This is a genomic window from Corynebacterium axilliensis (assembly GCF_046097495.1).
Classification (GTDB): Bacteria; Actinomycetota; Actinomycetes; order Mycobacteriales; family Mycobacteriaceae; genus Corynebacterium.
Map to the genome: position 1 here is coordinate 1,553,729 of NZ_CP175768.1, position 24,436 is coordinate 1,578,164.

Annotated in this window: 8 protein-coding genes and 1 pseudogene; 2 read left to right on the plus strand and 7 right to left on the minus strand. The window is 59.6% G+C overall.

Features of this window, described 5'->3' with window-relative positions:
- The first annotated feature begins 76 nt into the window (after positions 1-76).
- Both ACKFR8_RS07600 and ACKFR8_RS07605 read left to right on the plus strand, forming a co-directional pair.
- On the plus strand, positions 77-2,167 hold the full coding sequence (locus tag ACKFR8_RS07600) for a glucose PTS transporter subunit IIA (protein ID WP_408929657.1): 2,091 nt from the start codon (positions 77-79) through the stop codon (positions 2,165-2,167).
- Positions 2,168-2,292: 125 nt separating this feature from the next.
- Positions 2,293-3,119 (plus strand): annotated as a pseudogene (locus ACKFR8_RS07605) (PRD domain-containing protein).
- 6 nt (positions 3,120-3,125) lie between these two features.
- On the opposite strand, the gene ACKFR8_RS07610 reads toward ACKFR8_RS07605, so the two are convergent.
- The 7 genes from ACKFR8_RS07610 to ACKFR8_RS07640 form a co-directional block, all read right to left on the minus strand.
- Positions 3,126-4,112, minus strand: coding sequence for a class F sortase (locus ACKFR8_RS07610; protein ID WP_408929658.1), 987 nt, complete (start codon positions 4,110-4,112; stop codon positions 3,126-3,128).
- Between the two features lie 159 nt (positions 4,113-4,271).
- The gene (locus ACKFR8_RS07615) at positions 4,272-10,079 is read right to left on the minus strand and encodes a VaFE repeat-containing surface-anchored protein (protein WP_408929659.1); all 5,808 of its coding nucleotides are present in this window, start codon (positions 10,077-10,079) and stop codon (positions 4,272-4,274) included.
- A gap of 1,257 nt (positions 10,080-11,336) precedes the next feature.
- Positions 11,337-12,674 (minus strand): formate-dependent phosphoribosylglycinamide formyltransferase, encoded by a 1,338-nt coding sequence (gene purT, locus ACKFR8_RS07620; RefSeq protein ID WP_408929660.1) that lies wholly within the window; start codon positions 12,672-12,674, stop codon positions 11,337-11,339.
- Between the two features lie 143 nt (positions 12,675-12,817).
- Positions 12,818-20,137, minus strand: a complete 7,320-nt coding sequence (locus ACKFR8_RS07625; protein ID WP_408929661.1) for a hypothetical protein — start codon at positions 20,135-20,137, stop codon at positions 12,818-12,820.
- A 543-nt stretch (positions 20,138-20,680) separates the two neighbouring features.
- Positions 20,681-21,973 carry an adenylosuccinate synthase gene (locus ACKFR8_RS07630; RefSeq protein ID WP_306507310.1) on the minus strand — a complete coding sequence of 431 codons (1,293 nt, stop codon included), beginning with the start codon at positions 21,971-21,973 and terminating at the stop codon, positions 20,681-20,683.
- A gap of 85 nt (positions 21,974-22,058) precedes the next feature.
- The gene (locus ACKFR8_RS07635; protein ID WP_408929662.1) at positions 22,059-23,186 is read right to left on the minus strand and encodes a hypothetical protein; all 1,128 of its coding nucleotides are present in this window, start codon (positions 23,184-23,186) and stop codon (positions 22,059-22,061) included.
- Positions 23,187-23,206: 20 nt separating this feature from the next.
- Positions 23,207-24,286, minus strand: coding sequence for a hypothetical protein (locus ACKFR8_RS07640; RefSeq protein WP_306507312.1), 1,080 nt, complete (start codon positions 24,284-24,286; stop codon positions 23,207-23,209).
- Positions 24,287-24,436: the final 150 nt, after the last annotated feature.

The following is a 24,436-nucleotide window of genomic DNA, read 5'->3' on the forward strand; positions in this document are numbered from 1 at the left end:
GTTCGCTATGAACCATGACGGCCTAGGTCTTTTGTGGTTTTTATACTCCAGCCCGCTTACCCGCGAAAGGACTGACATGTCGACTGAAGTTCGCTCGCCAGCTGAAGCCATCATCGATGGCATCGGCGGAGCGGAGAACGTCACCTCGCTCACGCACTGCGCCACGCGCCTGCGCTTCGAGCTGGCCGACGCCTCCAAGGCAGATAAAGAAGCACTCGAGGCTAACCCCAAGGTCATGGGTGCTGTGCCGCAGGGCGGCCGCAACTACCAGGTGGTCATCGGCGGTGACGTCGCCACTGTCTACGACCAGATCATGGCTCTCCCCCAGATGAAGAACGCCGGTGAGTCTGACGGCCGCTCCAACGATGACGTCAAGGCCGCCGCCCGCGCCAAGTCCAAGGGCAAGTTGCCGTGGATGGATACCTTCTTCGAATACCTCTCGGATTCTTTCCGCCCCATTCTCGGCGTCCTGCTGGGCGCGTCCCTCGTCATCGCCTTCGCCGCAGTATTGGATGCCATCGGCGTCGTTGACTTCCGCGCTGAGGATAAGCCCGCCTCGTGGATTTTTGTCGACGCCATGTGGCGCTCCGTCTTCTTCTTCCTGCCGGTGATGGTGGCCTACAACGCAGGCAAGAAGCTGCGCATCGACCCTTGGGTTCCTGCTGCAGTCATGCTCGCGCTGTTCACCCCGGAGTTCAGCGGTCTGACGGACAACCCGGCTGTTCAGTGCGTCACCAACGAAACGCTGAAGGCTGAGCAGTGCTCCATCGATATCTTCGGCCTGCCACTGCAGCTGCAGGACTACGGCGGAAACGTCTTTGTCCCGCTCATCATGGCTGCCGTCGCCGCACTGTTCTACAAGGGCTTCCAGAAGATCATTCCGTCCGCGGTCCACATGGTCTTCGTTCCGTTCCTCACCCTGCTCTTCGTCATTCCGCTGACGGCCTTCCTCATTGGCCCGTTCGGTGTGTGGGCCGGTAACGGCATTGGCGCCGGCCTGTCCTGGCTCAATGACAACGTCCCGTTCGTCTTCGCCCTGGCCATCCCGATGCTCTACCCGTTCCTCGTCCCGCTGGGCCTGCACTGGCCGCTCAACGCCCTCATGCTGGTCAATATCCAGACCCTGGGCTACGACTTCATCCAGGGACCCATGGGTGCATGGAACTTCGCCTGCTTCGGCGCCACCGCAGGTGTTCTGGCTATCTCCATCCGTGACCGTGACACCGTGATGCGCCAGACCTCCGGCTCGGCCCTCCTGGCGGGCCTGCTGGGCGGTATTTCCGAGCCTTCCCTCTACGGTATCCACCTGCGCTACAAGAGGATTTACCCGCGCATGCTCGTGGGCTGCTTTGCCGGTGGTCTCACCGTGGCGCTGCTGACGCTGGGCACGAACGGCATTACGACCAACGCCTTCGTGTTCACCTCCCTGCTGACCATTCCGGTCTTCACCCCGATGGCCAAGTACGCCATCTCCATCGCCGTGGCGTTCGTCGTGGCCTTCCTGCTCATCTTCTTCACCGACTACCGCACCCCGGAAGAGCGCGCGGAGGCCAAGGCCGCCCGCGAAGCTGCCGAGAACGGCGAGGACACTGCACACACCGAAAACGCTTACCACGCTGCTTCCCCGGCCGCCGGCGCCGCAGCCGGTGCTGGTGCAGGCGCCGCTAGCGCTCACGCCGCAGACTCCGCAGACGCTTCGGCCGCAGCCGGCACCACCGCCGACATCGCTTCCCCGGCCGAGGGCGACGTGGTCCCCATGGCGGACATCGACGACCCGGTCTTCTCCGCCGGCACGCTCGGTGATGGCGTAGGAATCGTGCCCGAGAACAACGAGGTCTACTCCCCCGTGAGCGGCACCGTGATGAGTGCCATGAAGTCTGGCCACGCCTACGGCATCAAGACTGCCGATGGCGTCGAGGTCCTAGTCCACATCGGCATCAATACCGTGAAGATGAAGGGCGACGGCTTCTCCCCGGCAGTCAAGAAGGGCGACACCGTCCAGAAGGGTGAGCTGCTGGCCACCGTGGACTTCGACAAGGTCCGCGCCGCGGGCTACGACACCACGATTGTCCTGGCAGTGACCAACACCAAGGCCCTTGCGGCCGTCACCCCGGCGGGCCTCAAGCACGCCGCTGCGGGCGATACGGTCATTACCGCCACCCACTAAAGAACGCAGTCGCGCGCGTGCGCGAGCTGACCGACTAAGCTGGCACGATGTCTATCATCGTGGCCGGCTTTTGTCGTATCTGACAAACTTTCACCCGAACCAGACCGCAACAAGGAAGGTATTTCGTGCAACTGCTGCGCGTGTTTAACAACAACGTCGTGCTCGCGCGGCGCGGTACGGAGGACGTCATCGTCACCGGCCGCGGCATTGGCTTCCAAGCCCAGCCGGGCGCTGAGGTGGATCCGGCCAAGGTGGTCAAGGTCTTCGTCCCCGACTCCGGGCGCGACCCGGATCACCTCGCCGCCATGATTGCCGGCATCCCCGGCGAGTACGTGCAGCTCGTCATCGATGCCATGCACCGCGTCGACATGCCGGAGACTCTACGCAACAAGCTCACCCTGGTTGTGGCCATCGCGGACCACGTCCACGGTGCGGTCACGCGCGGCGCCGCCATCTCCTATCCCTTGGAGGCCGAGGTCCGCCACCTCTACGCCGAGGACTTCGCCCTGGCCAAGCAGCTGCTTGCCGCCATCAACGACGGCCTGCAGTCCCCGCTGGCCCCCGCGGAGGCCGTAGCGCTCACCTTGCATCTGGTCAACGCCGGTTTTGCCGTGGGGATCTCTCCGGCACGTACCGCATGACGGGTCTCATCCAGCAGATTCTGGCGGTCATCGGTTCCCACGACGGCACCACATTAGACAGCGAGGACATCTCCGTCGCCCGCTTCATCACGCACCTGCGCTACCTGTTCGTGCGCATGGCGGAGCACCAGCAGTTGGATTCCGATGACCGCCAGGTGGCCACGGCCATCTCTGCCCGCTACCCCGAGGCGGGCGAGACGGCCCAGATCGTGGCCAACCTGATCGAGCTGCGCCTCGACAGCGCGCTCACCCCCGATGAGGTCTCCTACCTGGCGCTGCACATCGCGCGCCTGCAGGAGGCCTCCGTTTAACCCCCTTTAGGCAGCAGGAGCCTCAGCCGGGGCCTCAGCCGGAGCCTCAGCCGGAACGTCGCCCTCGGCGCCGTCCTCAGGAGCCTCCACCGGCGCCACCGGCTCCGCCACGGTGATGATGTTGTCCTCGTAGCCCAGCTCGCCGCCGACGAACTTACCGCCGCACGTGATGAGGACCAGGCGGTTCTCACCCTGCGAATCGTTGACTACATCGGGGAAACCGGAGCCCTTAGGCAGGCGGTACGGCGCCTCCGTCACGCGGAAGACGCGCTCCTCACCATCGATGAAGACGGAGAATTCCTGGCCCTGCTCCAGGGTGGTGAATTTCTCCGCAAAGCCGGTGCCCTGGCCTTGGTAGTTGATGTGGCCGGTAATGACACTGGAGCCCACCGGGCCGGCCGTGCCGGGCACTGCGGACGCCGAGTACCAGCCCAGGCGCGTCACATCGCGCGGCGGGACGAGCATGCCCGTGTCAGAAACCTGGATTGGATCCACCGCGGCGTACTCCTCACCGATGCCCAGGGACATGGCCTCCATACCCGGGAACTGGCCCGGAGCGGCGTCGACCTCACGGTCCTGCTCGCCGGAGTCATCCACGAAGGGGTCGGAGTTGGTCGTCGTCGGCGACGCCTCTGCGCTTACCGACGTCTCCTCGGCCGCCTCTTCCTCTTCCGCGTCATCCTTGCCGCCCAGCCCCACGATGAGCTGGATCAGGATAACCAGGACCGCCAGGGCTGCGACTGCCGCGAGGAGGAGCTTCTTGTTGCCGCCTTGCTTCTCATCACTGCCCACTGGGGTGCTTGCCCCGGTGGGCTGGGCTGCTGCCTTCTCGCCGGAAGCCTCGTTAGTCGCCTCGACAGAAGTCTCAGCAGAATCCTCAGCTCGATGCTTTGGCGTGTGCTCCGCCGGTTGTTCAGCCGACTGCTCAGCACCCGCGCCTTCTACTCTGTCCGGATCTACCGGGTGTGCGTTTCTATCCTCTTCGCCTGCCATGGCGCCTACTCCTAAATAGCTAGATGCTGCTTATTTTTCTTCTTAAACAATAGACGAGAAATCCCCTCCAGCGTTTTCACCCTGGAGGGGATTTCCTTATCTCAAGTTTGGCCCCAGCCTACCCCGGCCCATTAAGGGCTGGGCGGCGTGGTGGGCGGACTACTTGATGAAGTCCTGCATGCCCGGGTCGAGCTTGGTCGCACCGGACGGTACGGACTTGATGTCCACACGCTCGGCGTTGGACGGCAGCGGCTGGCCGGCGTCCTCAACCGGGTAGGCATCCTCCGGCGGGGTGGCGTCCAGGACGGTGACATCGCGGTCATCGCCATGGTCGCCGCCGCGGCCGTTGTCCTCGGTCACCTCGTTGTGGCCATTGCCACCATCGTGGTCACCATTGCCACCGTCATGGCCGCCGTTGTGGCCGCCATCGTGACCATCAGTGATGATCTTGACAATACCCAGGCCCGGGATGAGCAGCAGCCACCACGGCCAGTCAGACTTGCTGGAACCGCCGTTGCCCGGAGTCTTGGGCTTCGGAACAGTCTGGTCCTTGTCGTTGATGTCCTTGTGCTCAGCAATGTGGTTCGGCTTCTCCGAATCAGTACCCGGAGTCTCCTCACCCTTGTCATTGACCTCCACGGACGTCAGCTCCTCGAAAGCAACCGCAGCCTCAACCGGACCCTCAACATCATCGTTGACAGTAATGGTCACAGGCACCATACCCTTGGAATTCTCCGGGGTAAAGGTTGCCTCACCAGTACCCAGAACAGTCTCGCCGTCCTTCTTCAGAATCAGCTCGGCCTTCAGGGTGTACTCCTTGCCCGGAACCAGGCCACCATAAGTCACCTCATCAATGACCTTGGCACCAGCAACAACCTCATGGGAACCCTCAGCAAAGTCAGCATTCGTGGTAACCCACGGCTCACCCGGCTTATTCGCCTTCGAGGTAGTCACCGTAGTCGTCGTCTCAGAAGTCGGAACCTCCGGCTTGCCCGGCTTGGTGGTCTCACCAGTCGGCTCAGTGGTCACCGGAGTCGTCTCCTTGCCCGGCTCGCACGGTTCAGTCGGCTCAGTGGTCTCCTCGCCCGGCTGGGTCGGCTCAGTGGTCTCCTCGCCCGGCTGGGTCGGCTCAGTGGTCTCCTCGCCCGGCTCAGAAGGCTTCGCCGGAGTCGTCTCATCACCCGGCTTGCACGGCTCAGTCGGCTCCGTCGGCTCGGTCGGGTTCGTCGGGTTGGTCGGCTCGGTCGGGTTCGTCGGGTTGGTCGGCTCCATCGGCTCGGTCGAAGTCGTGGTCTCCTCTTCCTTCGGAACAGTCTGATCCTTGTCGTTGATGTCCTTGTGGTCAGCAATGTGGTTCGGCTTCTCCGAATCAGTACCCGGAGTCTCCTCACCCTTGCCGTTGACCTCCACAGAAGTCAACTCCTCGAAAGCAACCGCAGCCTCAACCGGCTCAGTCACAGACTCATCAACCGAAATCTCAACAACAACCTCACCCTTAGCAGCATCCGGCGTAAAGGTCTTGTGACCCTCACCCAGAACAGAAGAGCCATCAACCTTAGAAATCAACTCAGCCTTCAAGGTGTACTCCTTACCCGGGACCAAGCCCTCGTAAGTCACCTTGTCATTGACCTGCGCACCAGCAACAACCTCAGTTGCGCCATTAGCAAAGTCAGCATTCGTCGAAATCTTCGCCTTACCCGGCTTATTCACCTTCGAGCTAGTCACCTTAGTAGTCGTCGTCTCAGAAGTCGGAACCTCCGGCTTGCACGGCTTAGTCGGCTCGGTCGGCTCGGTGGTCTCACCGGTCGGCTCGGTCGGCTCAGTGGTCTCCTCGCCCGGCTGGGTCGGCTCAGTGGTCTCCTCGCCCGGCTCAGAAGGCTTCGCCGGAGTCGTCTCATCACCCGGCTTGCACGGCTCAGTCGGCTCCGTCGGGTTGGTCGGCTCCGTCGGCTCCGTCGGCTCCGTCGGCTCCGTCGGCTCCGTCGGCTCCGTCGGGTTGGTCGGCTCCGTCGGCTCCGTCGGCTCGGTCGGGTTCGTCGGGTTGGTCGGCTCGGTCGGGTTCGTCGGGTTGGTCGGCTCCGTCGGCTCGGTCGAAGTCGTGGTCTCCTCTTCCTTCGGAACAGTCTGATCCTTGTCGTTGATGTCCTTGTGGTCAGCAATGTGGTTCGGCTTCTCCGAATCAGTACCCGGAGTCTCCTCACCCTTGCCGTTGACCTCCACAGAAGTCAACTCCTCGAAAGCAACCGCAGCCTCAACCGGCTCAGTCACAGACTCATCAACCGAAATCTCAACAACAACCTCACCCTTAGCAGCATCCGGCGTAAAGGTCTTGTGACCCTCACCCAGAACAGAAGAGCCATCAACCTTAGAAATCAACTCAGCCTTCAAGGTGTACTCCTTACCCGGGACCAAGCCCTCGTAAGTCACCTTGTCATTGACCTGCGCACCAGCAACAACCTCAGTTGCGCCATTAGCAAAGTCAGCATTCGTCGAAATCTTCGCCTTACCCGGCTTATTCACCTTCGAGCTAGTCACCTTAGTAGTCGTCGTCTCAGAAGTCGGAACCTCCGGCTTGCACGGCTTAGTCGGCTCGGTCGGCTCGGTGGTCTCACCGGTCGGCTCGGTCGGCTCAGTGGTCTCCTCGCCCGGCTGGGTCGGCTCAGTGGTCTCCTCGCCCGGCTCAGAAGGCTTCGCCGGAGTCGTCTCATCACCCGGCTTGCACGGCTCAGTCGGCTCCGTCGGGTTGGTCGGCTCAGTCGGCTCCGTCGGGTTGGTCGGCTCCGTCGGCTCCGTCGGGTTGGTCGGCTCCGTCGGCTCCGTCGGCTCCGTCGGCTCCGTCGGCTCCGTCGGCTCGGTCGGCTCCGTCGGCTCCGTCGGCTCGGTCGGGTTCGTCGGGTTGGTCGGCTCCGTCGGCTCGGTCGAAGTCGTGGTCTCCTCTTCCTTCGGAACAGTCTGATCCTTGTCGTTGATGTCCTTGTGGTCAGCAATGTGGTTCGGCTTCTCCGAATCAGTACCCGGAGTCTCCTCACCCTTGCCGTTGACCTCCACAGAAGTCAACTCCTCGAAAGCAACCGCAGCCTCAACCGGCTCAGTCACAGACTCATCAACCGAAATCTCAACAACAACCTCACCCTTAGCAGCATCCGGCGTAAAGGTCTTGTGACCCTCACCCAGAACAGAAGAGCCATCAACCTTAGAAATCAACTCAGCCTTCAAGGTGTACTCCTTACCCGGGACCAAGCCCTCGTAAGTCACCTTGTCATTGACCTGCGCACCAGCAACAACCTCAGTTGCGCCATTAGCAAAGTCAGCATTCGTCGAAATCTTCGCCTTACCCGGCTTATTCACCTTCGAGCTAGTCACCTTAGTAGTCGTCGTCTCAGAAGTCGGAACCTCCGGCTTGCACGGCTTAGTCGGCTCGGTCGGCTCGGTGGTCTCACCGGTCGGCTCGGTCGGCTCAGTGGTCTCCTCGCCCGGCTGGGTCGGCTCAGTGGTCTCCTCGCCCGGCTCAGAAGGCTTCGCCGGAGTCGTCTCATCACCCGGCTTGCACGGCTCAGTCGGCTCCGTCGGGTTGGTCGGCTCCGTCGGCTCCGTCGGCTCCGTCGGCTCCGTCGGGTTGGTCGGGTTCGTCGGGTTCGTCGGCTCGGTCGAAGTCGTGGTCTCCTCGTCCTTCGAAGTCACAGTCTGAGCCTCATCCTCAAGATTCTTGTGCTCCGCAATCTTATTCGGAGTCTCAGCACCCGGAGTCTCATCACCATCAGCATTAACCTCCACAGAGGTCAACTCCTCAAACGCAACAGCAGCATCAACCGGCTGCTCAGCATTCTTCACAGTGATATCAACCGTGGTGGAACCACTACCACTCTCAGCAGCAGTGAACTCAGCCTCACCAGTACCCAGCTCAGTCTTGCCATCCTTGGACATCAACGTCGCATCCAAGTGGTACTTCTTACCAGCAACCAGACCCTCATAGGTCACAGTGTCAGTAACAACCGCATCATTAACAACACGAGACGAACCCTCAGCAAACTTAGCCTCAGTCTTAATCGACGGCTCCAAAGTCTCCTTAGAGGTAACAGTCTGCTTACCGTCGTTGGGATCCTTGTGCTCCGCAATCTTATTCGGAGTCTCAGCACCCGGAGTCTCATCACCATCAGCATTAACCTCCACAGAGGTCAACTCCTCAAACGCAACAGCAGCATCAACCGGCTGCTCAGCATTCTTCACAGTGATATCAACCGTGGTGGAACCACTACCACTCTCAGCAGCAGTGAACTCAGCCTCACCAGTACCCAGCTCAGTCTTGCCATCCTTGGACATCAACGTCGCATCCAAGTGGTACTTCTTACCAGCAACCAGACCCTCATAGGTCACAGTGTCAGTAACAACCGCATCATTAACAACACGAGACGAACCCTCAGCAAACTTAGCCTCAGTCTTAATCGACGGCTCCAAAGTCTCCTTAGAGGTAACAGTCTGCTTACCGTCGTTGGGATCCTTGTGCTCCGCAATCTTATTCGGAGTCTCAGCACCCGGAGTCTCATCACCATCAGCATTAACCTCCACAGAGGTCAACTCCTCAAACGCAACAGCAGCATCAACCGGCTGCTCAGCATTCTTCACAGTGATATCAACCGTGGTGGAACCACTACCACTCTCAGCAGCAGTGAACTCAGCCTCACCAGTACCCAGCTCAGTCTTGCCATCCTTGGACATCAACGTCGCATCCAAGTGGTACTTCTTACCAGCAACCAGACCCTCATAGGTCACAGTGTCAGTAACAACCGCATCATTAACAACACGAGACGAACCCTCAGCAAACTTAGCCTCAGTCTTAATCGACGGCTCCAAAGTCTCCTTAGAGGTAACAGTCTGCTTACCGTCGTTGGGATCCTTGTGCTCCGCAATCTTATTCGGAGTCTCAGCACCCGGAGTCTCATCACCATCAGCATTAACCTCCACAGAGGTCAACTCCTCAAACGCAACAGCAGCATCAACCGGCTGCTCAGCATTCTTCACAGTGATATCAACCGTGGTGGAACCACTACCACTCTCAGCAGCAGTGAACTCAGCCTCACCAGTACCCAGCTCAGTCTTGCCATCCTTGGACATCAACGTCGCATCCAAGTGGTACTTCTTACCAGCAACCAGACCCTCATAGGTCACAGTGTCAGTAACAACCGCATCATTAACAACACGAGACGAACCCTCAGCAAACTTAGCCTCAGTCTTAATCGACGGCTCCAAAGTCTCCTTAGAGGTAACAGTCTGCTTACCGTCGTTGGGATCCTTGTGCTCCGCAATCTTATTCGGAGTCTCAGCACCCGGAGTCTCATCACCATCAGCATTAACCTCCACAGAGGTCAACTCCTCAAACGCAACAGCAGCATCAACCGGCTGCTCAGCATTCTTCACAGTGATATCAACCGTGGTGGAACCACTACCACTCTCAGCAGCAGTGAACTCAGCCTCACCAGTACCCAGCTCAGTCTTGCCATCCTTGGACATCAACGTCGCATCCAAGTGGTACTTCTTACCAGCAACCAGACCCTCATAGGTCACAGTGTCAGTAACAACCGCATCATTAACAACACGAGACGAACCCTCAGCAAACTTAGCCTCAGTCTTAATCGACGGAGTCTTGGGAGCCGGCTTTTCAGAGGTTTCGGCGGTAGGCGTTTCGGTGCCCGGGGTCGGGACAACCGGAGTCTCGTTTCCACCACCATCATCCGGCAGACCCGGCTGATCAACTGGAATTACTCGCTGAACGCCACCCGAAAGCTGCACAGGCTTACCATCGGGCCCCTTCGGCACAATCACGGTAATAAAGCTATCTTCTGCTGCATGAGGAATGTTGACACTCGGATCAATCTCATACTTTGGCGGATCGAAGTCGCTAACAATTTTCAGACCAGTCAGCTGGGTAAATTCTTCCTTTGACCCGTTAAAGTCAGGGTAGTGCGTCATGCCCCAAGTGGACGGAATACCATAGCTTCCGCTTCGACCGGTAATTGTTTGGGCTGCAGCGGTCTTATCGGAGAAGTTTTTACCCACGAGAGCAGCCAGATACACGTTATAGTTCGCAGCGGCTTGCGCATCACCGGCATCAAGGGCTTCCTGCATCTTGGTAGCAACATTAAAAACCGAGTCACGATACTCGGTTACCTGAAGCTTTTCCGCATCCTTTTGCAGGTATGTGACTTTTTGGTTCAGCGGAGTAACCGCAACAGGGTCGATACACCAAGCCCAACCAACGTTACTTTCAGCGGAGCCTTGGTACCCCTCACCGACATCAGTGTTTGCACCAGCCCACACCAAGGCACCCCACTTAGTGTCAGTGCCAGTATGGTTGACGTCATTCGTAAGCGTGCCCAAGTCACTATTGGGCTCGAAGTCGGTAGGCTCCGCAGCCCCCGCCTTCGCCCAGGGAACGGTGACCATGGCAGCAATGACCGCAATGGCAGCAAGCACTGCGGTAAAGACCATCCCCCCCTCTCTGGAGATGTTCCTTAATCTACTCATCGTTTCCTCTTCGAGCGTTTCAAATACTTACAATTTTTTCTGCAGTTTGCAGACAGATCGCTGTTGTAATCTGAAATCTTTACGTGGTATTTCCGTTCTGACCTCCGGAAATTACCTCAGACTCTCGATTATCTCTTACAGTCCACTCAGTAGATTATCATCATGCACAGGAACCAGCAAGATTGTTGTTCCTCTATAGGGTCCACTTATATCGGCGTCTTTCGGGTAAATCCGCAGGTAAAGACTGTTGGTATCACCTTTTCCTTGCATATATAGAACACCCGTTCGCCACATGGTCCACTTTTTAACCCAGGGTTATTCTCATTAATATTCTTACCTCCCCCCCGCGCAGGACCCCAGCGCCCAGACGCAATTCTTAGGTAAGTTTTCAGTTTCAGCTGGGGTTTATTTATTCCACCGTCAACTAGTTATCTCATTCGGGAAACAAAGTACCCCTCTCTAATGGATTCGATCCCCATTAAAGGTTCACGCGCCCACAAAGTTGCGCCCGTAAGATCTGTAGAACGCATGTTCTTATTAATTCTTCACTGGACAGAGCTAGACCCCGCCGCATGCCGTCGGCGGCGTCACACACAGCGAAAAAGCGGCCACGCACCATTGCGTGACCGCTTAAAACCCCAGCGTACGTCCACCCCCGGGCAACTACCCCCGACTATAAATTCCGCTTATGTACTTCCCCGCTTAGTCGTCGGCGGAGCGGGTGAGCTTCGGGTCGACATCGATGACCGGTTCCCGGACCTCCAGGACCTCGATGTCTGGGATGGAGGTCCCCACCGGGTTTATAGCCTGCACATCGCCCTGCACGTTCTCACCCGGCGTGGGGACCACGTGTATCTTCGCGGCCGCCAGAGCGGCCCTGTCGCGAGCGGTATCGACGTCCTCCGCGGTCGTGGACACCATGCCCATGCGGCGGCCAGCGTAGGCGTCCGGCTTGCCAAAGAGGCGCACGTCAGTCTCCGCGTAGGAGAGGGCGTGGTCGAGGCCGGCGAAAGAGACGTCGGCAAGCTCGGCGTCTGCATGGACGATGACGGACGCACCCGGGGAGACCATCGTGACGTCGATGGGAAAGCCCAGCATGGCGCGCACGTGCAACTCGAACTCAGAGAAGCGCTGCGTGTAGCCCGTAAGCATCGCCGTATCCAGCGGACGCGGGGACACGGAGGAGAAGTACACGTCATCGCCGGCCACGAAGAGCTCCACGCCGTACACGCCGCGCCCGCCCAACTCGTTGGAGATGCGCGCGGCGACAGAGCGGGCGTTGGCCAGCGCGTCCTCGCTCATGGCCATCGGCTGCCAGGACTCCACCAGGTCACCATGCTCGTGGCGGTGACCTATGGGCTCACTGAACCAGGTGGCCATCTTACCCGTGGCCGGATCGATGGAGCGCACCGCTAGGAGCGTGACCTCATAGTCAAAGTCCACGAAGCGCTCCGCCACCACACGCTTGTGGTCCGAGGACACGCGGCGGACCATGGCCCAGGCCTCATCGATGTCGTCGGCGTCCCTGAGCAGGACGTGGCCCTTGCCGGACGTGGTCACGTCCGGCTTCACAATGCACGGCAACCCCAGCTCTTCCACGCCCGCGCGCAGCTGTTCCGGGGATTCCGCAATGGTGTACGCCGTGACCGGCAGGCCAATGCTCTCCGCCACCGCACGCACGCTCTCCCGCGACTGCGTGAGCTCACAGGCCCGCGCCGTGGGCACAACCACGGCCGGCGTTTCCTCCTCGATGCGCAGCAGCGCCTCCACGGAGGCGGACTCCACCTCCGGCACCACGTAGTCCGGGCCGATGCGCTGCACCAGCTCCCACACCTTGGCCGGGTCCCCGATGTCCGCGATGTAGCTAAAGTGCGCGAGCTGCTGCGCCGGCGCCCCGGCGTAGCGGTCCACAGCGTGAACTTCGAGGCCCAGGTTCTGGAAGGCTACGACGAGCTGCTTGCCCAACTCACCCGCCCCGAGAAGCAGCACCTTGGTGGCGCTTCCAGTCAGCGGGGTTCCGATATGGCCTGCAATAGTCATTCCCCGATTATTTCACACTTTCTACGCTGCACTGCTTGGCGACGTCCCCTTCCCTCCCCCAAACGCCACAGCCCCCTCCCCGCACCGTCGTTGTCGGTGTGGGAGGGGGCCGTCTAGCGCTCGGTTACCTCACGCTGGGCTTCTTACTTGGAAGAACCCTCAGAGGAACCATCCGAAGAACCAGCGCCCGGGGCACAGGCATCAGCGATAAGACCAATAGCCAGCGCACCAGCAGCAACCAGCGCGATGGAGCCTGCGTTGATGCCGAAGCGCTTCAGCTGAGCATCAAACGCAGCAGCCTGACCAGCCAGCGGGCCCTGGAAGATGCCAGCCTGCTTCTGCAGCTGAGTATTCAGCGCCTGAATCTGACCATCAATCGGTGCCATAAACTCCTTCAGACCCGGAATGTTGAGCTGGGAAGCCAGACCAACCGGAATCAAGAACAGCAGCGGAATACCAGCACCCAGGCCGGTAGCCAAGCAACGCTCAGACGAGCCCTTCGCCTGGTTGCCATCGCTCGGGTCGGACGGCTCCGTCGGGTCGGTCGGGTCGGTCGGCTCTGGGGCGTCAGTTCCCTTGACGACAACAGACTTCTCGTTACCTTCGGAATCCGTCACGGTGACCTTATCGCCCGCAGCAACACCTACCGCTGGCTTCAGGTTCCACTCGCCGTTCTTATCGACGTCTACCGGCTCACCCTTGAGCTTCTCCTTACCATCCTTGTCCGTGATGGTGACCGTGACCTCGGCGCCCGGCTTAGCAGTACCCGTGATGGTGGTATCCCCCTCGGTCACCGGGTTGATCTCCGGTACGCGGGTCTGGTCCTCTACCGGGACCTCCACCGTGGTCTTGCCGCCGTCCAGGTCCGGATCGGTGATGGTGACCGTAATCGGGCCCTCCACCTTCTCGCCCGGGGTGACGACCAGGTCGCCGTCCTCATCGATGCGGGCATCGACCTTCGCGCCCTTCTTATCGACCGCGGACACCGTCGTTCCTGCCGGGTTGGAGACCTCCACGCCAGTGGACTGCTCGGTGCCGTTCGGCTTCACCGTGGCGGGCTTATCCGCGCCCTCGACCGTGGTCTTCGGCTCCTCCTGGGAGGACTCGTCCTTCACGGTCGGATTGGTGCCGGCCTTGACCTCGTCACCATCGTTGACGCCGTCGCCATCAGTGTCGGCCTCATTCGGGTTCGTGCCGAGCTCGGTCTCCGTGCGGTCAGTCAGACCGTCGCCATCGGAGTCAGCCTTCGTCGGATCCGTCGGCTCGTTGTCGTACTTGCCGTTCTCGGAACCGTCCAGCTCCTGCTTGTCCGACAGGCCATCACCATCGGTATCGGCCTTAAGAGGATCAGTACCCTTCTCCTTCTCCTTGCCGTCCGTCAGGCCGTCACCGTCGGTGTCAGACTTGAGCGGGTCGGTGCCGTCCTTAACTTCCTGGCCGTCCTCGACACCATCGCCGTCGGAATCAGCCTTATTCGGATCGGTTCCGCGCTCCTTCTCCTCACCGTCGCTCAGCCCATCACCATCGGAATCAGCCTTGTTCGGGTCAGTACCGTCGGCAGCTTCCTGCTCATCGGTGACACCATCACCATCGGAATCCTTCGCAGGCTCCTCAGGGGTCTCCTCCTTCACGGTGGGGTTGGTGCCGGCCTTGACCTCGTCACCATCGTTGACACCGTCTCCATCAGTGTCGGCCTCGTTCGGGTCGGTGCCGAGCTCGGTCTCCGTACGGTCAGTCAGACCATCCTTATCGGAGTCAGCCTCGGTCGGGTCGGTCGGCTCATTGCCGTACTTGCCGTTCTCGGAACCGTCCAGCTCCTGCTTGTCGGTGAGGCCATCACCATCGGTATCGGCCTTAAGAGGATCAGTACCCTTCTCCTTCTCCTCACTATCCTTCAGGCCGTCGCCATCGGAATCAGACTTCAGCGGGTCGGTGCCGTCCTTAACTTCCTGACCATCCTCGACACCATCGCCGTCGGAATCAGCCTTCGTCGGATCAGTACCGCGCTCCTTCTCCTCACCGTCGCTCAGGCCATCGCCATCGGAATCGGCCTTGTTCGGATCGGTACCGTCAGCAGTCTCCTGCTCGTCGGAGACACCATCACCATCGGAATCCTTCGCCGGCTCCTCGGACGGGTCGGTCGGGGTCACGCCGCCGGTGTCCTCGGAACCGTTGTCGTCCTTGCCCTTCTCGTGGCCAGTGACCGGAACCTCCACGGTTGCAGGCTCATCCAGGGAGGGATCCTTCACCGCCACAGTAATCGGACCATCAACACCCTTACCCGGGGTAACGAGAATCTCGCCGGTGTCCGGATCGATCGTGGCCGGAACGGCCTTGCCGTCCTCATCCTTGGCGGTCACCGTGGTCTTGCCGGTCGGGTTCTCCACCTTCACACCGGTCGACTGCTCGTCGTCCGTCGGGTTAACGGTGTTTGGCTTGTCAGCGCCCTCGACGGCAACCTTAGGTTGCTCGGGAGCAGGCTCGTCCTTGGCCGTCGGGTTGGTGCCGGCCTTGACCTCATCACCATCGTTGGTGCCGTCGCCGTCGGTATCAGCCTTATTCGGGTCCGTACCGATCTCAATCTCGGTGCGGTCAGTCAGACCATCACCATCGGAGTCAGCCTCGGTCGGATCCGTCGGCTCGTTGTCGTGCTTAGTGTTCTTGGAACCGTCGAGCTCTTCCTTATCGGAGAGGCCATCACCATCGGTATCGGCCTTGGCAGGATCAGTACCCTTATCCTTCTCCTCGGCATCCGTCAGGCCGTCGCCATCGGTGTCAGCCTTGGTCGGATCGCTACCCAGCTCCTTCTCTTCACCGTCGCTGAGGCCATCGCCATCAGTGTCAGCCTTGAGAGGATCAGTGCCGTCCTTAACTTCCTGGCCGTCCTCGACGCCATCGCCGTCGGAATCAGCCTTATTCGGATCGGTTCCGCGCTCCTTCTCCTCACCGTCGCTCAGCCCATCGCCATCGGAATCAGCCTTGTTCGGGTCAGTGCCGTCAGCAGCTTCCTGCTCATCGGTGACACCATCACCATCCGAGTCCTTCGCAGGCTCCTCAGGAGTCTCTTCCTTCGCGTTCGGGTTGGTGCCGGCCTTGACCTCGTCACCATCGTTGACGCCGTCGCCGTCGGTATCAGCCTTATTCGGATCGGTGCCAAGCTCGGTCTCCGTGCGGTCAGTCAGACCATCGCCATCGGAGTCAACCTTCGTCGGATCCGTCGGCTCGTTACCGTGCTCGGTGTTTTTCGAACCGTCCAGCTCGTCCTTATCGGAAAGGCCATCACCATCGGTATCGGCCTTAAGAGGATCAGTACCCTTCTCCTTCTCCTCGCCATCATTCAGGCCATCGCCATCGGAATCAGACTTGAGAGGATCAGTGCCGTCGGTGATCTCGTCGCCATCGTTGACACCATCGCCGTCAGAATCAGCCTTATTCGGATCAGTACCGCGCTGCTTCTCCTCACCGTCACTCAGGCCATCACCATCAGAATCAGACTTGTTCGGATCGGTGCCATCAGCAGCCTCCTGCTCATCGGTGACACCATCACCATCCGAGTCCTTCGCAGGCTCCTCAGGAGTCTCCTCCTTCACGGTCGGGTTCGTACCAGCCTTGACCTCATCACCATCGTTGACACCGTCACCGTCGGTATCCGCCACGTTCGGGTCCGTACCGATTTCAATCTCAGTACGGTCAGTCAGACCGTCCTTATCGGAGTCAGCCTTCGTCGGATCCGTCGGCTCGTTACCGTGCTCGGTGTTCTCGGAACCATCCAGCTCCTGCTTGTCCGACAAGCCGTCACCGTCGGTATCGGCCTTAAGAGGATCAGTACCCTTGTCCTTCTCCTCACCATCCTTCAGGCCGTCGCCATCAGTGTCAGCCTTCAGCGGATCGGTGCCATCGGTGACCTCATCACCATCGTTGACACCATCACCGTCGGAGTCAGCCTCATTCGGATTGGTCCCGAGCTTCTTCTCTTCACCGTCAGTCAGACCGTCGTCATCGGAGTCGGCCTTGTTCGGGTCAGTACCGTCAGCAGCTTCCTGCTCATCGGAGACACCGTCACCATCAGAGTCCTTCGCAGGCTCGGAATTGTTGTCATCCTGGTCCTTCTCGTGACCATTAACCGCAACCTCAGCAGTAGCAGGCTGGTCCAGAGACGGATCCTCAACTGTCACGGTAATCGGGCCATCAACGCCCTCACCCGGCGTAACGAGGATTTCACCGGCCTCTGGGTCAATCTTGGCAGGAACACCCTTACCGTCCTCATCCTTGGCGGTCACAGTGGTCTTACCCGTCGGGTTCTCCACCTTCACACCAGTCGACTGCTCATCATCAGTCGGCTCCACCGGGGTCTTGGAGGACTCGTCGACAGCTACCTGCGGACCTGCCGGCTTATCATCCGCATCGTTCGGATCGGTGGGGGCAGGGTTACCGTCGGCGTCCGTGTTGTTGACCTCGTCGCCGTCGTTAACGCCGTCTTCATCACTGTCGGCCTTGGTCGGATTGGTCGACTCGCCTTTGTTCTTGGAGCCGTCAACCTCTTCCTTATCGGTCAGACCATCACCATCAGTGTCGGCCTTCTTCGGATCGGTACCCTTTTCGGCTTCCTGCTTGTCCGTCAGACCATCATTGTCAGAGTCTGCAGTGGCGTCCTTGACCACGAGCGGGAAGGTCTGGGTACCGGTGCTGTCGCCATCAGTGACCTTGACGGTCACGTTGTAGACAGCGTTGCCGTCCTCGGTCACAATGTCAGCGGTGTCCTTGTTATAAGCAGGGGTACCGGTGATCTTGCCGTTTTCATCGATGGCGATTCCCTCAGGTGCACCAACGAGCTCGTACTTGGGGTTGGACAGCTCCGCACCATCGGCGTTGGTGGCTGCGACCTGAATCGGGTCAATGGCCTCATCGGACCAGGTCTCTTGGCCTTGAATCTTGTCAACGACCAGATCCTTAGGAGCCGGCTTCTCATCACCAGCTGGGACCTGAACAACGATGGTGTCGGTGAATTCTTCGCCATCGATAGTAACGGTAACCGGCAGCTCAAAAACTTTAGCTGGAGCGCCTGGCTCCTGCTTCGGAACGGTGATGGTTGCAGCACCGTTCTCATCGAAGGTCACCTTTGTGCCGCCAGGTGCATTGGCGGTATCCGCCGTGAACTTAGATCCCTCAGGCAAGGTATCCACGGGCTCACCGTTGAGAGTCAGCTTCGGAGAAACCTTAGAGGTGGCGTTCTCGCCGTCCACGGCAAGGTTCTCCAGCGCTGGGTAGTCAACGCCGTAGGTCTTATCGGCCTCAGGAGTCTCAGGGTCGGTTGGATTCTCCGGCTTCGGTGCGTCCGCAGCCGTAACCTTTACGGTTGCCGGCTTCGACGGCTTCTTGCCATCCTCAGTTGCCACGGCCTTAATCTCGTCATCGGCCTTGAGCTTTTCGCCCTCAGGAATATCTGCGGTGAAGGTGCCCGGCTTGTCCGCATCCTCAGTAGCGGTGACTTCCTTACCAGACGGCAGGGTTACCTTCACCTCGCTGCCTGCAGGAGCCTCGACAGTGACCTTGGTCTCACCAGCCTTTACCGGCTCGATGGACGGGGTCTCGGTTGCTTCGGTCGGGGCATCCTTGGTGGCCTTGAACGTGCCACCCTTGGTGCGCTCACCATTCGGGGACTCCGCAACGAGCGTGTACTCCGTGCCCTCTTTTAATTCAAGCTTGCCGGATTTGAACTCGCCCTTCTCGATAGCTGCGGCGTCGTCAAGCGATGCAACGGCAATAGCGTCAGCAGCCTCATAATTAAGGTTGCCGTCTTCGTCTTCGCTCAGCTTCGCAGTCGGCACAGCGACAATCTTGACCGGTGCGGCGTCAGCATTCGTGACATCAAGCAGCGGGATGTCCTTGCCCTGAGTGTCCTTATCCTGCTCACGCTTAATGGTGCCCGACAAAGAATCGATCTTCGGGAGGACTTCCTTCTCACCCGGCTGCGGAGCAGCAGGCTTGAAGGACTTCGCGTCTACCGGATCGGTGCCATCGGTAAGGACCTCGACATCGTCGCGAATACCATCGCCGTCAGTGTCTACAGCCGACGAGTCGGTACCAAGTTCACGCTCGTAGTCGTTAGTGAGCCCATCCCCATCGGAATCCGCAATGTTGAGGAAGTCGGACTTGAGCGTGTTCCTCAGCAGCGTCGGCTCAGCACCGCCGTCTTGCTTTTCGTCGTTCGGCAGGGTCTTAGGCCACTTGTCCGTAAAGTCCACCGAGATCCAGGAGGTGGTGTCGATACGCTTACCGTACGGGGAATTGGCGAGGTTTTCCGCGCCCTCTTCAAGCTGGTACTCGATGGTAAAGCTGCCGGTGGCGTTAGACGGGAAACCCACGATGTTGCTCGTGTTGACCCACACTTGGTCCTTAGTCTTTGCGTCAATGTCGGTCCCGTGTGGGACGTAGGACAGTTCGGGGCGAGTTGCGGTAGTTGCGAGCCCTGTCTCCTTGTCGAAGTCCATCTTCCACTTCTTCGCGCCCTTAAGTGGATTGCCTTCCATATCAGACTTGTAGACCGTGACGTCGGTAATGTGCTTCGCTACATCAGGGCTGATGTACTCGTTAAGAATCCAGTTCCAGTACCGGTTGCCAGAGTAATCAAAGAACGAGAACGTGCCGGTGGCGGTGGACTTAATAGACCCGTTCTCCTGGTTGTACTTCAGCTGCTTAGTGATACCGTTGTTGCCGAACACACTCTCTCCCGTGCCCGCGAAAGTGCTTGAGGGAATGCCGTTCTTCCCCGCAAGCTGACTCTTGCTAACGAGGTTCACGTGCTGCACAGAGTTATTGAAGATTCGACCATCCTTACGGACCCAGTAGTAGTCAACCTGCGAACCCTCTGCCGGAAGGCCAAGATCCTCAATCTTCTTGCCATTCTTCAAGAAGATCTGAATATAAGAAGCATACGGGACACCAGATGCGCCAGGAAAGTTCCTAGTGTTTTCGAACTTCAGTCCCCACTCAGAGCCCTTCGGATCACGCTTGGTGAATGAACCCTGTTGGTCACCATTCTCACCCACCAGCTCAATGCGGGCGATCTGGGAGTAGAGGGCCTCATCACGGAATCGGATGTACTGGCCGTTCGCATCCGTATCCCCCTCCGGGGTCTTACCGGTATTCCAAATCGCCTTCCTTAGATGCGGAACCTTGAAGACGTACTGCGGGTTGTTTTGCTGTGCATTGGTAAACTCGGGCACAAGGCCGGCATAGAGAAGGCCGTCCTCCTCACCGTTGTCATTGATTCGCCCGGAAGCCGCCGGAATGTAGTTGCCGTCTGCATCAGTGAGCTCTGCAGCAGACGCCATGGCGGCCGTCTGCGGTGCAACAACAGGGTGAACGAACGGAGCAATCAGTGCGACAGATAGGACAGCTGCCGCGAAGGATGTACCGCGGCGACGGGCGCTGGATGTAACGCGCAAGCGCTTCTTAGACATACCAAGAAGTCCTTTCCTTAAGACTTGTAAGAGGTGATCACGCTAGGGACACGTGACCGCGTAAGTGGGAATCCGGCTTACGCTACCGAGAGCGACTCACATCTTCTTCCCCAGACAGAGGTCAGAGAATCCAGGGACCAGTAAGTTAACTCCCCTAATATGCTAGCCAGTTTGGAACTTTTAGGAAACCGCACAGCAAGCTTAAAAGCCCATCGAAACTATGCTTTCGAAACTATCGTTATGTAAACACCTGCAACCAGCACATATAACCCGCAATCATGACACGCCGAATATTTTGTGCGTTGGATCACATTCTCACATTTGTAACACCAGCCACAAAAGTGGTGCCCACATGGGGGTGTTTTACACATTGTGGACAGCGCAGCACCCTCGTATGCAGGGAAATCTCCTGCACCTACCTACAGTTGGACGTGAAAAATCCCCGACTCCTTGGTGCTTACTGGCGTACTACAGCACGGCACAGCTTCAAGAAATCAGGGATTCCAATAAATAAGTAATACTTATACTGCTCGCATGTCCGGACTACTGATCCTCCATGACATCATGGCGCACAATGGTCTGATCGCGACCGGGGCCGACACCGATGTAGGAAATGCGGCAGCCGGAAAGTTCCTCCAAGCGTAGGACGTAGTCCTGGGCCTTCTGAGGGAGCTCCTCGAAGGTCTCACAGCCAGAAATGTCCTCATCCCAGGCCGGCATGGTCTCAAAGATGGGCTCGGCGTGGTGGAACTCCGACTGGGTCAGCGGCATATCGTCGTAGCGCTTGCCGTCCACGTCGTACGCCACGCAGATCGGAATCTCGCCGATGCCAGTGAGCACGTCCAGCTTGGTCAGGAAGTAGTCCGTGAAGCCATTGACGCGAGTGGCGTAGCGGGCCACCACGGAGTCGTACCAACCACAACGGCGCTTGCGGCCGGTGTTGACACCAACCTCGCCGCCGGTGGTCTGCAGGTACTCGCCCCACTTATCGAAGAGCTCCGTGGGGAACGGACCGGCGCCGACGCGGGTGGTGTAGGCCTTGATGATGCCCAGGGAGGTCTTGATACGAGTGGGGCCGATGCCGGAGCCCACCGACGCACCACCGGCCGTCGGATTCGACGACGTCACGAACGGGTAGGTGCCGTGGTCCACGTCCAGCATGGTGGCTTGGCCGCCCTCCATGAGCACGTGCTTGCCCTGCTCTAGGGCCTTGTTGAGCTCGAGCTCCGCCTCAATGACCATCGGGCGCAGACGGTCCCGGTACCCCAGGAAGTAATCCACAATCTGATCCGGGTCGATGGCCTTGCGGTTGTACATCTTCACCAGCATCTGGTTCTTGATGTCCAGGGCGGACTCCACCTTCTGGCGCAGGATGGACTCATCGAAGATGTCTTGGACGCGGATGCCGATGCGCGCGACCTTGTCCGAGTAGGTTGGGCCAATGCCGCGGCCCGTGGTGCCGATGGCGCGCTTGCCCAGGAAACGCTCCTGCACGCGGTCCAGCGTCTGGTGGTACGGGGCAACCAGGTGGGCATTGGCGGAGATCTTCAGGCGGGAGGCGTTCGCACCGCGGGCCTCCAGGCCATCGATCTCATCAAACAGAGCCTCCAGGTTGATCACCACGCCGTTGCCCAGCACGGGGGTGGCGTTCTCCGAGAGGATGCCGGCGGGAAGGAGCTTGAGCTCATACTTCTCGCCGCCCACCACGACGGTGTGGCCGGCGTTGTTACCGCCGTTGGGCTTGACCACGTAATCGACCTTGCCGCCGAGGATATCGGTGGCCTTGCCCTTGCCTTCGTCGCCCCACTGAGCGCCCACAATGACGATCGCTGCCATCTTTTCTTGTCACTTCCTAGTAATTGAAGCCAAATACGCACCCACTTTACCCGCCCGAAGGCCCAAGGTGGGGAGTATGTGACGCTTAAGTCTTGTGCAGGTCTGTGTCGTCCGGCTTAATCTCGGAATCGTCGACCACGAGCGGCTCGTTGTTAGCACCGTGGGCGCTGAGGGTGTATGCGGTAATCATCATCGTTAGCTGCGTATCTTCGTCACGCGAGACCTTGATGTTCACGTAGCTGTCGTTTACGTCAATGTGGGTGCGGGTATCGCCGTTGGTGAGCTCGTAGGTCTTCCCCGAGGGCAGGTCGCGGAAGTCCGACTCCGGGATAGGCTCACTATTGGTGTAGCGTTCCAGCTCCCCGGAGTCGAGGTGAACTCGGAACAGGTCTAGGCTGATTCGGCCTTTCTCCTTGAGTGAGGCAGTGTCCTGCCATACCTCTCCGTCCTCGCGCACGCACTCCAGCAGCTGGGGCTGCTCGTCGACGAAACAGACCATGGTTAAGTCTTCAGTGCGGATGCGGAAGCTGGCCGGGACACTCAGGTGCTCGATCTCGCGGCGCGTGACCGCGTCGTACGGCAGAATCAGGCGCTTGACGTTCACTTCGGGACCAGTGGTCTCACCGCTGTGGTCCGGCTTTCCGTCCGGGCCCGGCGTGCCGACGTTTCCTTCCAAGCCAGCGAGGTTGTCACTGGGCTCCGATCTGTACACAAAGCCTTCTCCCTGCGGCGTGATGGTCAGGGACTCCGTAGTCACCATCAGGTACTCTGCCGAGGCCATGAGGCTACCGAAGAAGAACACGGGGACCTGCGCGGGCTCCCCTGCTACGTCTCCTTCCAGGACGATATAGCTGTACGGCTTGCACGGGTTGTAGCGGTCCTGCGCCACGGAGATGTTGTTGAAGGTCAGGCCCTCAATCTTGGCCTGGGAGTCTTTGAGCTCCACCTTCTCTTCCTTGAGCAGTGGGCCAATCCCCGTCTCCTCCAGCTTCTTGCCGTCGGGGCATTCCTCTTCGGTGGACTCGGTGGACGCTGCGGATTCGGTGGCACTCGGCGGCGCAGTGTCCCCTTCCGCGTCGAGGAAGGGGATGTCACTGGGGTCAGGGACACCGCAGGAGCTCAACGCAGCGGCCGTCACGGTGACAACGGCGGTTAGGGCGGCAAGGAAGTTCGTACGGCGTGGCTGCGTAGTGGTCTTAGTGGTTGTCTTCATGGAGGGCTTCTCCCCTGGTGTTAGTGGTCTGTGGAGATTCCAGTAGGGCTGATGTATTCATCCATCACGGATACGCCGGCGGTACCAAAGTCCCCCTTGATAGTGATGTGGGCGCCATCCTCTTTCACCAGCATGTGGCCTTGGACCCCGGCGCTATCGAAGATGTAGAACTTTCCCGGCTCTAGTTCCCGGAAGTTGCGCTCCGGTACCGGGCCGCCGTTGATAAAGCGCTCCAACTCCCCGGTTTCGCCGGACAAGGCGAAGTAGTCCAGCTCGGTGCCTGGCGCGTCGAGATCTTGCCACCGGCGGCCGTCATTGCGGAAGCACGAGAGCTTCTTGTCTTCTTTCGTGATGACGCAGACCATGTCCAAGCCCTTCAGGCGCATTCGCAGGGCCGTATCCCCCGCGAGCTTGACATGCTCCGGCGCCTTTCCCGGCGCTTCTTGTTCTTCCTGGGAGACGTCAAGAAATGTGTCCTTCTCCTCGCTTCCCCGGATAGCGGACGTGAAGTCCGCGCCCGCACCACCGGCGTCCTTGCCCACTGTGCCTTCGTAGCCAGCGAGGTTCTCGTTTTCCTCGGAGGTGAACTTGAAGCCGTCGCCCTGTGGGGTGATGTTCAGTGACGGCGAGGTGACCATCACGTGTTCCGGGGAGAGCATCTGGTCCTTGTGAAAGAAGACCGGAACGCGTACCTCGTCGCTGCCCACCGTACCGCGGAGGACCACATAGCTGTACTCGGAGCATGGGTCGTAGCGGTGCACGTCAAGCGTGGCGGACAGCAGCTGCGCGCGCCCTTCTTCCTCGCCTTCCTTGCCCTTGACCTTTAGCTCTGCCCGTTTATCATCTAGGACCCGCTTGAGCTTGGTTTGCCGGAGCTGTATCTCCAGGTGGCACTCCTCCTCACTCGTCGGGGCAGCCGCGGCGGCACCTTCGGGTACCGCGGAGAAGCCAGGTTCGCCGGCGTGTGACTGCGCTGCAGCCTCCTCTGCCGTCGAACCGTCTGCGGTATCGCGCGCGTTGTCATCGGCGGAACTACACGCACCCAGCGTGAGCGCCGTGACACACAGGACAGGAAGGAGGCAATGGCGAAGAGAAGTCATGTCAGAGTGCTCCTGGAGGTGTGGAGAGTACTGGCGGGGCTTGTGTAGTGAATGTTATCCCGGTGGTGTGATCTGTGCTACATGTGCGGGGCGATCTCCCCGGCTCTACAGGCCAACAGCTTCTGTGTCCCACCGGCCTAATATGATCCG